Consider the following 16,136-nt stretch of genomic DNA (forward strand, 5'->3'; position numbering starts at 1 on the left):
CGAACCGGCCCACCGGGATGGGCCCGCCGAACTCATCGGCCATCGCCGTGATCACACACGGGATCTCTTCACCACGGGCGGCCCACGCGGTGGCGTAGGTGGAGTGCGTATGGACAACCCCACCGACCTCGGGCATGTTCCGGTACACGTAAGCGTGCGCGGCAGTGTCCGACGACGGCGACCCGTCCGACCCGGGCGTCTCCGGGATCACGACCCCGTCCAGATCACAGAGAATCATGTTCTCCGGCGCCAAGTCGGCGTAGTCCACACCGGACGGCTTGATCACAAACAGATCAGCGCCAGGCACCCGGCCCGAGACATTGCCGCCGGTCCAAACGACCAGGCCGTTGTTGGTCAGCACACCGTGCAGACGGGCGATATCTTCGCGCACACTCGCGATTGCCACCTCGAGCTCGGGTCCAAAGGAACTCATTAATGATTCCACTCTCTTTGTGTTGCGCTTCATGGCTTTCAGCCGGTGCAGGACGGGAGGTGGATCGATGCCCGCGGCTAAATGTTAGCGCACTATCAGCTGCGGATGTTAGCGCACTATCAAGATTCCCGGCCGGGCCATGCACCGCTCATGTTCACAAATAAGCCAGATTAGTGCGTAAATTTGGCGCGGTATCCGTGTGATTGAGTGATGTGGAAAAATGCCCGTAATAGTGCGCTCTCGCGCGGCCGGGTAGAGTATTCTTGACCAATGTCGACTACTCCTGTGCTTCCGGTGAGCGAGAGCCTGCGGCCGGCGAACCGCAGCGTGCGCATGATCGACGTGGCCAGGCTCGCCGGAGTGTCCCAGCAGACCGTGTCGCGGGTCGTGAACGGCCACAACAACGTCGGACCCGACGTGCGGGAGCGGGTCGAGCGGGCGATCACTCAGTTGCGGTACAACCGGAATTCGGCGGCGCGCGCACTGGCGACGAATCGCTCGATGAACCTCGGGGTGCTCAGCTATTCCCTGCCGGTGCACGGGTCGACCATGGTGCTGTTCGGTGTCGCCGAGGAGGCGCGCCGCAACGGTTACGCCACCAGCCTCGTCAGCATCTCCGACGTCGATTCGGACGGTATCCGGGCGGCCGTGGACACCCTGCTGGGCGACTCCGTGGATGGGATCGTCGTGCTGGCGCCGATGTCCGCCGCGGCCCCGGTGCTCAACGGTTTGGACGTGGACGTGCCCATCGTTCGTTTCGAACAGGGCGCGCCGGCCAGCTCACACGCCGTGACGATGGATGACGGACACGGGGCGCGGCTGGCCACCCGGCACCTGCTCGACCTCGGGCACGAAACCGTGTGGCACGTGGCGGGGCCGCGGGGCTGGATGGCCTCGGATGCTCGCCGCGCCGGCTGGCTGGCCGAGCTGGCCGCCGCCCAGCGCCCGGTGAACCCCGAGTTCTCCACGGCAGACTGGACAGTCGAATCCGGCTACCGTGCCGGACTGCTCATCGCCGACGACCCGTCCATCACCGCGGTTCTCGCCGCCAACGACTCCATGGCCCTCGGCATCATGAAGGGCCTGACCGAACGGGGCCTGTCGGTGCCCGGTGATGTGAGCGTCGTGGGCTTCGATGACATGAGCGAGGCAAGGTATTTCCAGCCCGGACTCACCACCATCCGGCTCGACTTCGATGGGGTCGGCCGGCTCGCGGTTGACCGCCTGCTGCAGCTGATGGGAAGCGAGGCCGGGGAGATGATTCCCGCGATCGCACCCGAGCTGATCGTGCGTGACAGCACCACGGCGCCGCGGGCCCGCGGCTGACGTCACCCTTCCATCGACAACGGGAGTTGCTACCGGCCGTTCCACTGCGAGGGCCGGCTGAATCCAGCCGGCAGCGCCGTCGCGTCGTCCCCACGCGCGCTGTTGACCTGCATCTGGGTCAGGTAGATCGCGTCACGGAGGTCGGCGCCGGAAAGATCCGCGTCGCGCATGTCCACGCCGAGAAGGTCGCAACGGCCCAGGCGCGCGGAACGCAGATCCGCGCCGATCATCAGGGAACCCCGAAGGGTCATGCCACGGAGGTCAGCCCCTGCCAGTGCGGCGCCCATGAGGTCACTACCGGGGCCGAGGCTGCGCCCGCCACGGGGAGGCTTCGTGCGGGAGCCCCTGGCTCCACGGGCGATGTCGCTCGCTTCGATGAGGAGCGGGCGGGCGCGATCGAATTCGGCGTCGACATCAAGGCCGGTGAGGGCATCGGGCTGCTGGTTGCTGAGCGCCAGTACCCGTTCGAACATGGCCAGGAGCGGGGCACCTGCTTTCGCGCTCTCGACGAGAGTGATGGCCTGATCGAGATACCAGAGAAGCTCGTGAAGACGGCGGACAATCGGGAACGTGCTGAACATGGCGTCGCGGGTAGCTGGATCGTCTCGCCACGACCGTCCCGCAAACGTCTGCCGCGACACCTTCTGACCCGCGCCGAAGCAGTCGAACACCGTGCAGCCCTTGAATCCGCGATGCCGCAGCTCCGAGTGCACCCGGCACGCGTCGCGTTCGTCCAGGTTGACGCATGGTTCGCCGGCCGGTTTGTCGATGGGGAAGTCCGCTGACGTGGCGAAAGCCAATGCCACGCAGCAGAGTCCGAAGCAATTGGCGCAGTCTGCCCCGAGGTCCTCGCGGCGACCGAGTTCGACTCGCGTGCGTTCAGCCATTTCCAGAGCCTGCTGCCGTCATACCGTGCCGAGCTCACCTAAGGCGGCCTGAAGGGTGCGGTCGACCCCGCGAGTCAGCATTCTTTGATAGGTCTCGTCGCCGGTGGCGGCCGCCGAGCGGATGACCTCCAGCTGTGTGAGCACGCGCCGACGGACGAGCTCGAGGACATCGTTTGTCGTGCCGTTCCAACCGTAGGCACGGAGAAACGCCTCCAAGCGAGTCCGGCGTTCGCCGAACGCAGTGAATCCTTCGTCCACAACGAGCTGACGCGCGTGGAGCGGCACCCAGGAGAAAGCGACCCAGGCGAGGTCCTCGGCACACGTGGTCGGGCCGGCCATGTCCCAGTCCACGAAACCCACCAGCCCGTCCTCATTCCAGACCGCATTGTAGGGCGCCGCATCGTTGTGGCCAATGATCAAGCCCGGTTTCCACGCCTTGTCCTCGCGCCACCCCGGTGGATGCCAGATGCTGCAAAAGGGCGTTCACGGCCGGTGTCCACCGGCCGGGAGTCCGACGAATCGTTCCATCGATCAGATGGGCGCCGCCGTCAAATCCGCCATCCAATTTTCCGCTCACGCGGCAAGCCTCCCATGACGACGCACTCTCCCGCAGCCGCCTTTTCCAGTTGGCGCTCGTGTCGCGTGCACACTGGTGCACGCAGGGCCCGGCCTGCTTGTGGCACGCCACCCGGATGCCTAGGCTCGGCACTGTGATGACATCTCGTGGGTCCTCCGGTCCCGCCATCGAGGCGATAGATCTGGTCAAGTGGTTCGGCAAAACCGTGGCGCTCGATGGGGTGAGCTTCACGGTTCCGCGTGGCAGCGTCTTCGGGGTGATCGGGCCGAACGGGGCAGGTAAGACCACGATCATGCGGGCACTGCTCGACCTGATCCGGCTCGCCTCCGGCCACGCGACGCTGCTGGGCACCGACTCCCGCAACGCCGGCCCCGAGCTGCGTCGCCGCATCGGCTTCCTGCCCGGCGAACTGATCCTGGAGGGTCGCGTCACCGGCCGGCGCCTGCTGCGCCACTACGCCAACATCTCCGGACCGGTGCACAGCGGCCGGGTCGACGACCTGGCCGGCCGGCTTGGGCTGGACCTGGATCGCACCGTGCGCACCCTCTCCAAGGGCAACAAGCAGAAACTCGGCATCGTGCAGGCGTTCATGCACCAGCCGGACCTGCTGGTGCTCGACGAACCGACAAGCGGCCTCGACCCGCTCATGCAGCAGGAGTTCCTGGCCCTGGTGAGCGAGGCCCGGGATGCCGGCCAGACTGTGTTCCTCTCCTCGCACGTGATCAGCGAGATCCAGCAGGCCGCCGACGAGGTCGCGATCCTGCGCGATGGCCGCATCATCACGGTGGCGGGGGTCGAGTCCCTGAGGGACACGGCGATCCGCCACATCCGGGTAAGCGCCAACGGTCTGAGCGCCGCGGAGCTGAACAGCCGGTTGGTTCCCCTGATCGGCATGGGCGAACTGGACTGCCGTGCGACCGCGACCGGCGCCGAGGCCACGGCCGTCTTCAGCGGCGCGATCTCGCCGTTCGTACAGGCGATCTCCACCCTCAGCCTCACCGACCTGGTGGTGGAGGAACCGGAACTCGAGGAATCGGTCCTGCGCCTCTACTCGCAACCGAAGGCGCGGCGATGACCGCGGCAGCGGCCCGGCCCGCCGCAGACCAGTCCGAGCTGGTGCGGCGCACCATGCTCCCGATCTTCACCAAGTCGCTCATCGACGGATGGCGCTCACTCGTGGGCTGGTCCGTCGGGTTCACTGCGGCGCTCAGCCTCTACCTTCCGATTTTTCCGAGCATGAGCGGCAACTCGCAAATGCAGGACCTCATCGACAGCCTGCCGACCGAGCTGACCCGCACCCTCAACTACCAACAGATCGACACCGGTGCCGGCTACACCCAATCCACCTTCTTCGGCCTGATGGGCTTCCTGCTCATCAGCATTGCCGCCATCAGCTGGGGAGCGGCAGCGATCGGTGGCGACGAGGAGTCAGGCCAGTTGGAGCTCACCCTCGCGCATGCCGTCACCCGGGTGGAGGTGGCCGCGCAACGATTTGCCGCGCTGGTTGTCAAGATTCTGGCGCTGGCGCTCGTGGCGTTCGCGGTGATCCTGTTCTGGAACGGCCCGGCCGAACTCGACATCGACCTGGCCAACCTGGCCGTGACCTGTCTGCTTTTCGGTGGCCTCGCGCTCGTATGCGGCAGCACAGCCCTGCTCTGCGGAGCCATTACCGGTCGCCGGATCTGGGGTATCGGCGGCGGCGCGGCCGTTGCCGTGGTCGGCTACGTGTTCAATGCGATCGCCAACCAGAGCGCCGACCTGGAGTGGCTGCACTGGCTTTCGCCCTACTACGCGGCGTTCGGTGACAATCCGCTGGCCAACGGCACGGATGCCTGGACTCTGGTGGGGTTCTACCTGGCCGCCCTGGTGCTGGGCGGGCTGGCCGCGCTCGCCCTGCGGCAGCGCGACGTGGGAGTCTAACGGCGCTGGCGACGCCGCTGTGAGTTCGCTGATTGTGCACTCCCGCGATATCGCCGCGCCGGGCCCGCGAGGTTTACTGGATCGATGGCTCAGACCGTCGCAGACCAGCTCATCGCCCAACTCGTCGACGCCGGGGTGCGCCGCATCTACGGCATCGTCGGGGACAGCCTCAACCCCGTCGTCGACGCCGTGCGCCGCACCGGCGGAGCCGCGAAGGGCGGCATCGACTGGGTGCACGTGCGCAATGAGGAGGCCGCGGCCTTCGCGGCCGGAGCCGAAGCCCAGCTCACCGGGCGCCTCGCCGTGTGCGCGGGCAGCTGCGGGCCGGGGAACCTGCACCTGATCAACGGGCTCTTCGACGCGCATCGCAGCGGAGCGCCGGTGCTGGCCATCGCCAGCCACATCCCTACCGGTCAGATCGGCAGCGGCTTCTTCCAGGAAACCCACCCCGACCGGCTCTTCACCGAGTGCTCGCATTACCGGGAACTGGTCTCCTCCGCCGAGCAGTCGCCGAAGGTGGTCAACGCGGCCATGCGGCACGCGGTGGCACTGGGTGGCGTCTCGGTGGTCACCCTGCCCGGCGATGTCGCCGAACTCGACGCCGAGGGCGCCATTCCGCGTTTTGTGCTGCCGGGGCGACCGACCGTGGTTCCCGCAGCGGATGACGTGCGCGCCCTGGCCGATGCGATCAACCGGGCCGGGACCGTCGCGATCTTCGCCGGGGCCGGTGTCGCCGGCGCCCACGACGCGGTGATCGCCTTCGCCGACCGCGTCGCCGCGCCGGTCGGGCACAGTCTGCGCGGCAAGGAGTGGATCCAGTACGACAACCCATTCGACGTGGGGATGACCGGGCTGCTCGGCTACGGGGCCGCGCACGCCGGCATCCACGACGCCGACCTGGTGCTGTTGCTCGGCACCGACTTCCCCTACGAGCAGTTCCTGCCCGACGGCGACAAGGTGATCATCGCCCAGGTCGACACCGACCCGTCCCACCTGGGCCGCCGGGCCAGCGTCACGCATCCGGTACACGGCGACGTGGCGGCCACGCTCACGGCCCTCACCGACCTGGTGACGAAGAAGACCAATCGGACCTTCCTCGAGCGCACCCTGAAGAAGCACGACAAACTGCTCAGCTCCGTCGTCGGCACCTACACGGATGTCGACCACGGCCGCCCCATCCACCCGGAGTTCGCCGCAGCCATGCTCGACGAGCTCGTTGCCGACGACGCCATCGTCACCGCCGACACCGGCATGGGCAACGTCTGGCAGGCCCGGTACCTCACCCCCAACGGGCGCCGACGGCTGATCGGCTCCTACCTGCACGGGTCGATGGCCAATGCGGTGCCGCAGGCCATCGGCGCCCAGAGCGCCTACCCCGACCGCCAGGTGGTCACCATCAGCGGCGACGGGGGACTGGCCATGCTGCTCGGCGAGCTCATCACCATCGCCGCGCAGCAGCTGCCGGTGAAGGTCGTGGTGTTCAACAACTCCACCCTGGGCCTGGTGAAACTGGAGATGTTCGTCGACGGGTACCCCGACTTCGGCGTCGACGTTCCCGCCGTCGACTACGCCGCCGTCGCCACCGCCCTCGGCTTCCATGCCGTGCGGGTTGAGGACCCCGCCGCGCTGCGATCCGCGCTGACGGCCGCCTTCGCCCACGACGGGCCCGCCCTGGTCGACATCGTCACCGAACCGCTGGCACTGTCCCTGCCGCCGAACGTGACCGCCAAGCAGGTCAAGGGCTTCGCGCTGGCCCTGTCGAAGACCGTGCTCAACGGCGGTGTGGGTGAGGCCGTGCAGATGGCGAGGTCCAACATCCGGCACCTGCCCGGGCTCTAACACCCGGCCGGCGCCCTGGCTCACCCGAAACGGGCGACGCCGCCGCACCGCGCGGGGGAGCACACTGTGCCTGACGCGAACCGATGCGGAAGGGACCCCATGTGGCGACGCCGATCCAGGACCCGACCACGTGCTGACCAGACACAGCCTGCCGGTGAAACGGACGGGGACGCAGCGGTGATTGCCAGCCCGCCGGTTTCGTCGCACCGCACCACCTCGATCCTGATCGGCCTGGGCGGTGCCACGGTCACGGTGTTCGGCTTGGCCGCCATCGCCGGCATCGCCGCGCCGATCCTCCTGGCGCTGGTGCTCACCATCTGCGCCCATCCGGTGCGCCGGGGCCTGGAACGGCGCGGCGTTCCCCGCGGACTGGCCACCGGCTCGGTCGTAGCCACGGTGTTCATCGTGCTGGCGGCCTTCGTGGCGTCCCTGGGCCTGGCCCTCGGCCAGTTCGCCGCGCTGCTGCCCCAGTTCGCCAGCCAGCTCAGCGACATCGGCACGAGCGTGGCCGACTGGCTCGCGAGCGCCGGCTTCGGGTCCACGCAGGTGCAGGCCGTCGAGGCCAGCTTCGACCCGAGCAACCTGGTCCCGGTGGTCTCGGGGATCTTCGGCAGCATCACCAACATCACGGTTGCCCTCGTGATCGTGCTCACCATGCTGATCCTGATGGCCGCGGACGCCGGCTACCTGCCCACCCTGCTGCGCCAGCTACAGCACTCCCGCCCCACCCTGGTGGAGGCGTTGACGAATTTCGCGTCCAGCGTGCGCCGGTACATGGTGGCCACCACGCTCCTCGGCATCGCGCAGGGGGTGTTGAACGCCATCGCGCTCGTGGCGCTCGGGGTGCCGGGCGCGTTCCTCTGGGGACTGCTGTCGTTCCTGTGCAGCTTCATCCCCAACGTGGGCTATTTCATCGCCATCATCCCGCCCACGGTGTTCGCGTTCCTCACCGGCGGCTGGGAGCTCGCGCTTCCCGTGATCGTGATCTACGCGATCGTCAACGCTGTCGTGCAGTCGATCGTGCAACCCCGGGTGGTCGGCAACGCGGTCGCCCTCAGCCAGTCGCTCACCTTCGCGTCGGTACTGTTCTGGGCCATCGTGCTCGGTGCCATCGGGGCGATCCTGGCGATCCCGCTCACCCTGCTGATCCGCACGATTTTGGTGGATGCCGACCCCGCCGCCGCCTGGTGGCGGCCCCTGATCGGCGACCTCGACGAAACCCGCACGCTGATGAAGGTCGAGGACGCCCGGCAACGCGCCCTGCGCAAGGCCGGCCGCGCGGCCAAGGCCGACCAGGGAAAGGCAACCAAGCGCGCGCCAGGTCCCGCCTGACAAGGCTGCTGGTCAGGGTCTTTTCTCAGGACCGGCTGGCAGAGTCGGTGATCCGTTGTGCTGCCAGGAGGTTCTCATGCCCGCTGATCCCGCCGTCCCCGCCGAAGCCGTCCCCGCCGGCGCCACCGCACCGCAATCGCACTACGACGTGCTCGTGATCGGAGCCGGCCCCGCCGGAACCGCCGCGGCCCTCAGGGCGGCCGAACTGGGGGCCAGGGTCGTCGTCGTCGAGTCCGACCGCACCGGCGGCACCTGCGTGAACACCGGCTGCGTGCCCACCAGGGCACTCGCCAAGGCGGCCAGGCTCATGCGGGAGGTACGCACAGCCGAGACCTACGGCATCGAGGCCGTCATCCAACGATTCGACTGGCGCACCACGGCCACCAGGGTCACCGAGTCCGTCGACAGGGTGCGGTCGATCAAGCGCGAGGCCGAGCGGTTCAGCGACGCGGGCATCGACCTCGTCCTCGAGGGACGGGCCCGGTTCGTCGACCCCCACACCGTGGAGCTCGAGACCGGCCGCCGGATCAGCGCAGACAACATCCTGATCTGCGTCGGCGGCCACTCACGCCGGCTGCCGATCCCCGGCGCCGAACTGGCGACGGTACCCGAACACGTGCTCGCCCTGCCCGCCCTGCCCGAACGCCTCGCGGTGATCGGCGGCGGCAACACCGGCGCCCAGTTGGTCACCATCTTCAGCTCGTTCGGCTCGAGGGTGACGCTGCTCGACGTGGCGCCGCGGATCCTGATGGCCTCGGACGCCGCCGTCTCCGCGGGAGTGAGCACGGCGTTCCGCGAGCAGGGCACCCGGGTCGACACCGGCATCGACACGGTCGTGTCGCTCGAGCGGCACCAGGACGGCTCGATCGTCCTCACTTGGCGCGCGGCCGGCGAATCGGTGTCAGAGCGGTTCGACGCCGTGATCATGGCCACGGGCTGGCCGGCGGATGTCGATGACCTGGGCCTCGCGAACGCCGGCGTGGCCACGGCGCGTTCGGCGATTCCCGTCGACCAGTACTTCCGCAGCGAGGTGTCGCACATCTTCGCCGTCGGCGACGCAAACGGCCGTGACATGCTCGTGCAGGCCGCCCAGTTCGAGGGTGAGGCCGCGGCCGAAAATGCGGTGCTCGGCACCAACCGCCGCACCCCGCACCACCTGCTTCCCGCCGGAGGGTTCACCGACCCCGACTACGCCGGGGTGGGGCTCACCGAGGAGCAGGCCCGCGCCCGTGACCCGCTCTGCGTGGTCGCTATGGTGCCGTACGCGAGCCTGGACCGGGCGGTGATCGACGACAGGGAGCGGGGGTTCCTGATGCTCATCTCCGACCGGCGCCGGGAGCTGATTCTGGGCGCGCACGCCGTGGGCGAGAACGCCATCGAGGTGGTGCAGTCGGTCACGACGGCCATCGCCGCCGGCGTGGACGTGGCGACCCTTGCCCACGTGCGGTTCGCCTACCCCACCTATAGCGCCATCATCGGCCTGGCCGCCCGCACCCTCCTGGCCGAGGCGCCGCCCGTCCGGCCCGAGCAGCAGCCCTGACGGGTCAGCTCTTCTTCTTTTTCTTGGCCTTCGCCTCCGCGGCCAGCTCGGTGACGCGCGCCGCGTGGTCGGGCACCGGGCGAGTGAGCTCGCGGGGCGGCCGCTCGTAGTCCGACGCCGGCGGCCGGTGCGGGATGTGCACGGGCGGCGGCTCCATCTGCTCGTAGGGCACCATCGAGAGGAAGTGGCTGATCATGTTCAGGCGCGCGGCCCGCTTGTCCTCGCTCTCGACCACCCACCATGGGGCCTCGGCGATGTCGGTGTGCACGAACATCTCGTCCTTTGCCTTGGAATAGTCCACCCATTTGGTGATCGAGAGCACATCGGTCTCGGACAGCTTCCAGCGCCGCATCCGGTCGTTGAGCCTGGACCTGAAGCGCAGTTCCTGCTCACGGTCGGACACCGAGAACCAGTACTTGAGCAGGATGATGCCGTCTTCGACGAGCATCCGTTCGAACAGCGGCGCCTGGTGCAGGAACCGGCGGTATTCGTCGGGCGTGCAGTAGCCCATCACCTTCTCGACGCCGGCGCGGTTGTACCAGGAACGGTCCATCAGCACGATCTCGCCCGCCGTGGGCAGGTGCTCGATGTATCGCTGGAAATACCACTGGCCGCGCTGACGGTCGGTGGGCACCGGCAGCGCGACGATGCGCGCGATGCGCGGATTGAGATACTGGGTGACCCGCTTGATGGCCGAGCCCTTGCCCGCGGCATCACGACCCTCGAAGATCACCACGATCCGGGCGCCGGACTCGCGGACCCACTCCTGCATGGTCACGAGGTCGGACTGCAGAGAGCGCAGCTCACCCTCGTAGAGCTTCTTGTCCATGCGTGGTGTGGAGGGTGCATCCTTCTTCGCCATGCGCGGTCCTTCCTGCTTCACGTGCGCTCAGCGTACTCGGTGGTGTGGCGGGCGCCGTAGTGTTTTGCGGCGCCCGGCCTAGGCTGGGGCGGACGGGGAGCCGGTGGCCCCCGGCATTCGCGGACGAGTGGAGACCCTGATGAACGACGGAACGCCTGCAGCCCCCTGGCAGCTCACGACCGCGCCCGGCACCTCGACGTACTCGATGTACCGCGAGGGCGACGAACTCGTCTGCCAGGTGGGCGCCACGACCCTGAAATACCAGGCCAGGGCTGTCGACGACCTGCACGCCTGGCTGGTCGAGCAGGGCGACTGGGTGCCGCTCGGCGCCAGCGACGAACAGAAGAGCGCGCCGGAGGGCAGCGTCGAAGCGTGGGGCCGGTCCACGGACAACCCGGTCGGCGGCTGGTACGGCCTGCGCAAGGGCTACCGCGGCCGCTTCGGCATGTACCTGCCCCCGCTGCTCGAGCACCTGGGCCTGGTCGAGCTCACGCACGAGAAGCGCAACAATTCGATGCGGGCACTCTGAGCTCATCCCCGTTGAGCTCATCCCCGCTGAGCTCATCTTCGCTGAGTCCGGCTAGGCTGGCCGGGTCGACCGCAAGAAAGGGGACCCGGATGCGCAGAGGCACGCTGATTCCGCCGCTGGCGTCTCCGACGGCCCGCCTATCGGTGGTGCTCGGCCTGAGCCTGGGCTCCGGGTTCGGCCTCGGCGCGCTTTCCCTCGGCGGCCGCGGCTTCGGCGAAGTGCTCGCCCTGGCGGCCCTGTTCACCCTGTGCGCCTCGGCCGTGGCCGTCACCGGCGCGGCCCAGCAGGTGCTCGCGATGCTGGTCATGGTGCTCACCGGCGCCCCCACCCCGGTCGCCAGGCCCTACCCCGAGCTGGCCTCGCAGGTCGGCCAGAGCGTGCCGGATGCGCCCGGCAAGCCCCAGCCGCGCGCCCCGGGCCGCGCCCTCCCGGTCGCCTAGGGAGTTCTTTCGCGCCGCGCCCGTGAGGGTGCCTCGCACCCCTGTCGCGACCATACGGTTCCCCTTTTCCGTATTCCGACCGGGAGTTCCCCATGGATATCTATGCCTTCGGCCCCATCGCGGCCGTGCTCGACGCGGCCTACGCCGTTCTGCACAACCTCACCCTGTTCCTCACCCCGTTCGCCGCGGCGAACGCGGCGGCCCTCGCCGTCATCGTGCTCACCCTCGTCCTGCGCGTGGCGCTCATCCCGGTGGGGGTGGCGCAGGCGCGGGCCCAACACATGCGCCAACGCCTCGCCCCACGCTTGACCGAGTTGCGCCGGCAGCACGGAGGCAACCCGGAGCGCCTGCAACGCGAGACGGCCGCCCTTTACGCCGCCGAGAACGCCTCCCCGCTGGCCGGTTGCCTGCCCCTGCTGGTGCAGGCGCCGATACTCTCGATCGTGTACGGCCTGTTCGTGCTGGGCACCATCAACGGGCACGACAACGCCCTGCTCGCCGGCGGCCTTTTCGGCAGCCCGCTGGGCAGCAGTATCCTGGCCGGCTGGGGCTCCGGGCCGACCCCCACGATGCTCCTGGTCGGCGGCGCGCTGCTCGTCGTGCTGCTCGTGGCCCAGCTGTTCAGCCGGCGGCTGATGCTCGCCCAGGGCGTCGCATCCGCCGCCACCGCGCCGGCCTCGGGTGCGGCGTCTGTGCCACCCGCCCCCGGTGCGCTCTCGCCCGCCGCCCAGGCGTCCATGACCGGTGTGCTCAGCTGGCTGCCGCTGATCAGCGTGGTCTTCGCGGCCTTTGTGCCGCTGGCCGCGGCGATCTACCTCACCGTGAGCGCGCTCTGGGGCGTCACCGAGCGTGCGCTGCTCTGGCGGATGCTGCGCCCGGCCCGGTAGCGCTCTCCGGCGCAATCCCTCGGGCGAGCGGGCAGTTGAGGCCACTTGGTACCCGCCTGACTGGCCTCAACTGTCGTCTCGCGAAAGGTGTCTCTCGCGAAAAGTCAGTTGGGGCCACGTGGGATGCCTCGGACTGGCCTCAACAGTCCTCTGGCGGAGGGTGGCTCGCGCACGCCAGCTGCCCGCGTCGCATCTCGGGCACGCAAAAGCGGCAGGCGCCCCGCGTGGGGGCGCCTGCCGCAGTCGGGGGCAGTGCGGGTCAGGCGACGCTGCTGGCGTGCGCCCGGGTGTTGGAGACGCTGGCGCCGGGCTGGCTCTTGGAGCAGAGCACGACGAGGATCACGGCGACGCCGACGACGATGTGCGGCAGCCAGGCGTTCGGCGCCTCGTCGCTGAAGCCGAACAGGAACGGCGACGCGATCAGGACGATCGACGCAAGGACGTCGAAGACGAGGTGGACCGGCATGCCGATGACCTTGACCAGGCCCAGCTCGTATCGGGTGAACAGGCTATAGAGGATCAGCCCGACGCCGAGGACGCGGGGGACGATGACCGCGGCGCCGCCGACCTCTTCGAACATGAAGATGGTGGGGGCGAGGATCAGGGCGATCGCAACGACATAGTCGAGGACCGCGTGGACCTTGGTGGGGATGAATCGCATGGGGAGCTCCTGAAGTTTTAACCGCAAGGCCCGTTGCCTCACAACACGTATTCGCCGCCCTCTCCCGGATGGTTTGGTCGCCCGGCGCACAAAAAAACGCGCCGCCGGGCGGCAGCCCTCAGGCTGCGCATCCGGCGACGCGTCACAAGTGGTGAACTAGGCGACTTCGGCGACGCTGGCGTTCAACACGTCGTCAAGGGTGACGAAGGCCTCTTCTTCGGTGGACTTCTGCGCGAGCGCGAGCTCCGAGACGAGAACCTGGCGGGCCTTGATGAGCATCCGCTTCTCGCCGGCGGAGACGCCGGAGATGCGGTCGCGGCGCCACAGGTCGCGAACGACCTCGCTGACACGGTAGACGCTGCCGCTGCCCATCTTCTCCGTGTTGGCCTTGTAACGACGCGACCAGTTGCTGGGCTCTTCCTCGACGTCGCTGCGGAGCACGTCGAAGACGGCCTCGACACCGGCGGCGTCGATGACATCGCGCACGCCAACGAGCTCGGCGTTGTCGATGGGCAGGTTGATGGCCAGGTCACTCTGGTGCACGGTGAGCGTGATGTAGCGCTTTTCGACACCCTTGATCGTGCGGGTCTCGACTGCGGTGATCGTTGCTGCGCCGTGGTGGGGATAGACGACGGTCTCGCCGACTTCGAAAATCATCTGATGCAGCCTCATAATTCGTTGAGCGTGGTTGGCGTATCACCCGGACGGCGACGCGGGGCGCCAGCCGTGCTCCGCCGCGGTGCTGCCACAGCCGATTCGACGCACCCAGGGCAACTCACTGGATACAACACGCGACTGAAAATGGCACAGCGGTTCGTTAAGGGTATTCGGAGAGTGTATCATTCCCGCCTCGCTGGCCCTATTCGGGTCCAGTCCGGCAGCCAGGCTACTTGCGGCGGTCCTCGGACTCGGACACCCGTTGCACAATCCAGGACGAGAGCGTGGCCGTGAGAACGCCCAGCACGGCCACGCCGCCGAGCATCAGGGCGGTGGCGACGATGCGTCCGCGCAGGGTGAGCGGAGTGAAATCGCCGTAGCCGACGGTGGTGATGGTCACGGCGGCCCACCAGATTGAGTCGCCGAAGGTGGTGATGTTGGCGTTGGGGTCCGCCCGCTCAGCGTCCAGCACCGCGAGGGCGGCGATGTAGGTGACCAGGATCGCGGTGCCGGCGAGGTACACCAGTACCCTGGCGCGGAAGGCCGTACCCGCGGAGTGCTGGAAGGCGGCGCTGCGCGCGACGACCCGCAGCAGGCGCAGCGGCCGCAGCAGCGGCAGCAGCACGAAAAGCAGGTTCAACGGATGGTGCACCACCCACTGCCACGGATGGTCGGCGAGGGAGATCTCCACGAGGTAGCTCACCGGGAAGAGCGCCCAGCTGACCAGGATCAGCACCCGCAGGAGGTCGGCCGTGGCGACATCGACGTCGGCGATCACCGTGAGCGAATAGGCGACCAGGAAGAGGATCGCGGCGATGGTGAGCGGCCAGTCGACGGTCTGCTGCCAGCGTGCCTGGCGCGGCCCGCCCCACGGGTCGATGCGGATGGCGGTCGCCGTCATGCGGGCATCCTGCCACCGGCGAAGGACCCGGCCAATGGCGGCCGGGCTCCGCCGTCGGGTCACTGCCGATCGTTTCACGCCGGCCGTGCCACGACGAGGGCACGGGTGATCCACTCGACCAGGTCGTAGGGCACCGGGTGCTTCAGCGGAAACCGCACCGTGTCCATGTCCGCGCGAAACGGCGCCAGGTCCACCTCGAGCTCGGCGTCCATCACTCCGATCGTGTACAGGGCCATGTGCTCCTTCCAGCCGGCGAAGTACACGAGCCGGCGCCCGTCCAGCCACGCCGGGGGCATCCGGTAGCTGAAGGTCTCGGAGGCGCCGCGTCTGCCGCTGTCCGCGGCCTACGACCCGACCTCGTTCAGGCACCTCGGGTCGGCGGGATGGCGGGACGCCGACGACAACAGTGTGCCGGATTCGCCGTAATACGCTGCGCGCGGAGCGTCGAACATGGTCTGCCTTCTGGCGATGCTGGAGGGCGTCGGCAACCTCACCACCTGCGCCCTCGAATCGGACGTCTCCCGCGGCGGCCTCCGCCTGTCCTGGCAGAGTGACGACGTCCTTCCGGTCGAAGAGAACGGCAGGACGGCGATGGTGATGGACATCACGGCGACCTGGATGAGGGACTCATCGATCGAGACCCGGGGCTCGGGCCGGGCGCTGGTCCCCTGGGCCCGGCGCCGGGGTGTGACAGGCTGGGTACAACAATGATGGGGGTTTCATTGGCTCAGAACGTGTACGACGACCCGTATGACCAGGCGCTGGCTGATCCTCGCTTCCTGGCGGCGGCGACCGCCGCCCACGCCGGCCGGTGGAGCCTGCTCGACGCGCTCTGGTGGGAGTGGCACCCCGAAGACCCGGCTCCGAGCGGGAGCCCGTCGCCCATCCACCGGCTGCGGGAGCTGCAACGCCGGGTCTTCGCAGCGGATGGCGACGCCGCCGGCGACCACGCGGTGGCCCAGGTCGTGCGGGAACTCGAGGCCGAGATCGTGGCCGAACGGGCGGCCGCCACGAAAGCGATCACCGCCGCGCACGCGGATCTCAGGCGTCGCACGGCCGGCCTGCCGCACGACGTCCCGGCGTACCCCACGGCACCTGCCGTCCCATCCATCGCCCCGGCTGTGGACGGCTCGCCCGAACCGACCATGCGAAACCGGAGCAGAGTGAAGAAAGTGCTGATCCCGGTAGTCGGTTCCGTAGCGGTTCTTGGAATACTGGGCCTGAAGTACAACATCGCCAACCACAGGGAAAGCAACCTCTGGCCTGTACTGCTTGTCGCTGTGATCGTGCTCACCCTGATCTATTTCGGTAGGGAGATGCGACGCTAGACCGGCTGTTTCTCTCG

General features: G+C 68.4%; 19 protein-coding genes. 11 read left to right on the plus strand and 8 right to left on the minus strand.

The features are described from left to right. The coding region (locus E3O42_RS16500) for a class II aldolase/adducin family protein (RefSeq protein ID WP_174844286.1) at positions 1–433 on the minus strand (433 nt) is incomplete at its 3' end. A gap of 270 nt (positions 434–703) precedes the next feature. Here E3O42_RS16500 and E3O42_RS16505 point away from each other — a divergent pair. Next, positions 704–1,759, plus strand: a complete 1,056-nt coding sequence (locus E3O42_RS16505; RefSeq protein WP_241984889.1) for a LacI family DNA-binding transcriptional regulator — start codon at positions 704–706, stop codon at positions 1,757–1,759. A 29-nt stretch (positions 1,760–1,788) separates the two neighbouring features. Here the strand turns inward: E3O42_RS16505 and E3O42_RS16510 are convergent, their stop codons facing one another. Continuing rightward, a complete protein-coding gene (locus E3O42_RS16510) occupies positions 1,789–2,646 on the minus strand; it encodes a pentapeptide repeat-containing protein (RefSeq protein WP_134455095.1) in 858 nt (285 codons plus the stop codon). A gap of 18 nt (positions 2,647–2,664) precedes the next feature. Then, the gene (locus tag E3O42_RS18325) at positions 2,665–3,066 is read right to left on the minus strand and encodes a phosphotransferase (protein WP_198414171.1); all 402 of its coding nucleotides are present in this window, start codon (positions 3,064–3,066) and stop codon (positions 2,665–2,667) included. 293 nt (positions 3,067–3,359) lie between these two features. Here E3O42_RS18325 and E3O42_RS16520 point away from each other — a divergent pair, with 293 nt between their 5' ends. From E3O42_RS16520 to E3O42_RS16540, 5 genes are all read left to right on the plus strand, one after another. After that, positions 3,360–4,298, plus strand: a complete 939-nt coding sequence (locus E3O42_RS16520; protein WP_134455284.1) for an ABC transporter ATP-binding protein — start codon at positions 3,360–3,362, stop codon at positions 4,296–4,298. Then, positions 4,295–5,143, plus strand: coding sequence for an ABC transporter permease subunit (locus tag E3O42_RS16525; protein WP_241984890.1), 849 nt, complete (start codon positions 4,295–4,297; stop codon positions 5,141–5,143). Before E3O42_RS16520 ends, E3O42_RS16525 begins: the two co-directional genes overlap by 4 nt. An 84-nt stretch (positions 5,144–5,227) precedes the next feature. Next, a complete protein-coding gene (locus E3O42_RS16530) occupies positions 5,228–6,982 on the plus strand; it encodes a pyruvate dehydrogenase (protein WP_134455097.1) in 1,755 nt (584 codons plus the stop codon). Between the two features lie 177 nt (positions 6,983–7,159). Further along, on the plus strand, positions 7,160–8,314 hold the full coding sequence (locus E3O42_RS16535) for an AI-2E family transporter (protein ID WP_241984891.1): 1,155 nt from the start codon (positions 7,160–7,162) through the stop codon (positions 8,312–8,314). Positions 8,315–8,390: 76 nt separating this feature from the next. Continuing rightward, the gene (locus E3O42_RS16540) at positions 8,391–9,854 is read left to right on the plus strand and encodes a dihydrolipoyl dehydrogenase family protein (protein ID WP_134455101.1); all 1,464 of its coding nucleotides are present in this window, start codon (positions 8,391–8,393) and stop codon (positions 9,852–9,854) included. Positions 9,855–9,858: 4 nt separating this feature from the next. On the opposite strand, the gene ppk2 is transcribed toward E3O42_RS16540, so the two are convergent. After that, positions 9,859–10,716: a polyphosphate kinase 2 gene (ppk2, locus tag E3O42_RS16545; protein ID WP_134455103.1), complete on the minus strand. Its 858-nt coding sequence runs from the start codon at positions 10,714–10,716 to the stop codon at positions 9,859–9,861. 139 nt (positions 10,717–10,855) lie between these two features. Here ppk2 and E3O42_RS16550 point away from each other — a divergent pair, with 139 nt between their 5' ends. From E3O42_RS16550 to E3O42_RS16560, 3 genes are all read left to right on the plus strand, one after another. Beyond that, positions 10,856–11,245, plus strand: a complete 390-nt coding sequence (locus tag E3O42_RS16550; RefSeq protein ID WP_134455105.1) for a DUF6855 family protein — start codon at positions 10,856–10,858, stop codon at positions 11,243–11,245. Between the two features lie 89 nt (positions 11,246–11,334). After that, positions 11,335–11,685, plus strand: a complete 351-nt coding sequence (locus E3O42_RS16555) for a DUF6412 domain-containing protein (protein ID WP_134455107.1) — start codon at positions 11,335–11,337, stop codon at positions 11,683–11,685. A 92-nt stretch (positions 11,686–11,777) separates the two neighbouring features. Beyond that, positions 11,778–12,572: a YidC/Oxa1 family membrane protein insertase gene (locus E3O42_RS16560; RefSeq protein WP_134455108.1), complete on the plus strand. Its 795-nt coding sequence runs from the start codon at positions 11,778–11,780 to the stop codon at positions 12,570–12,572. Between the two features lie 259 nt (positions 12,573–12,831). Here E3O42_RS16560 and E3O42_RS16565 read toward each other — a convergent pair whose 3' ends face one another. From E3O42_RS16565 to E3O42_RS16580, 4 genes are all read right to left on the minus strand, one after another. Then, on the minus strand, positions 12,832–13,233 hold the full coding sequence (locus E3O42_RS16565) for an SPW repeat domain-containing protein (RefSeq protein ID WP_134455110.1): 402 nt from the start codon (positions 13,231–13,233) through the stop codon (positions 12,832–12,834). 156 nt (positions 13,234–13,389) lie between these two features. Beyond that, positions 13,390–13,890, minus strand: coding sequence for a CarD family transcriptional regulator (locus E3O42_RS16570; RefSeq protein WP_066597804.1), 501 nt, complete (start codon positions 13,888–13,890; stop codon positions 13,390–13,392). A 229-nt stretch (positions 13,891–14,119) separates the two neighbouring features. Beyond that, positions 14,120–14,791, minus strand: coding sequence for a potassium channel family protein (locus tag E3O42_RS16575; RefSeq protein ID WP_134455112.1), 672 nt, complete (start codon positions 14,789–14,791; stop codon positions 14,120–14,122). 74 nt (positions 14,792–14,865) lie between these two features. Beyond that, positions 14,866–15,087: a hypothetical protein gene (locus tag E3O42_RS16580; RefSeq protein ID WP_134455114.1), complete on the minus strand. Its 222-nt coding sequence runs from the start codon at positions 15,085–15,087 to the stop codon at positions 14,866–14,868. 154 nt (positions 15,088–15,241) lie between these two features. Here E3O42_RS16580 and E3O42_RS16585 point away from each other — a divergent pair, with 154 nt between their 5' ends. After that, positions 15,242–15,502: a hypothetical protein gene (locus tag E3O42_RS16585; protein ID WP_134455116.1), complete on the plus strand. Its 261-nt coding sequence runs from the start codon at positions 15,242–15,244 to the stop codon at positions 15,500–15,502. A gap of 11 nt (positions 15,503–15,513) precedes the next feature. Beyond that, positions 15,514–16,119, plus strand: coding sequence for a hypothetical protein (locus tag E3O42_RS16590; RefSeq protein ID WP_134455118.1), 606 nt, complete (start codon positions 15,514–15,516; stop codon positions 16,117–16,119). The last annotated feature ends 17 nt before the right edge of the window (positions 16,120–16,136 follow it).

The organism is Cryobacterium adonitolivorans (assembly GCF_004402695.1).
Lineage (GTDB): Bacteria > Actinomycetota > Actinomycetes > Actinomycetales > Microbacteriaceae > Cryobacterium > Cryobacterium adonitolivorans.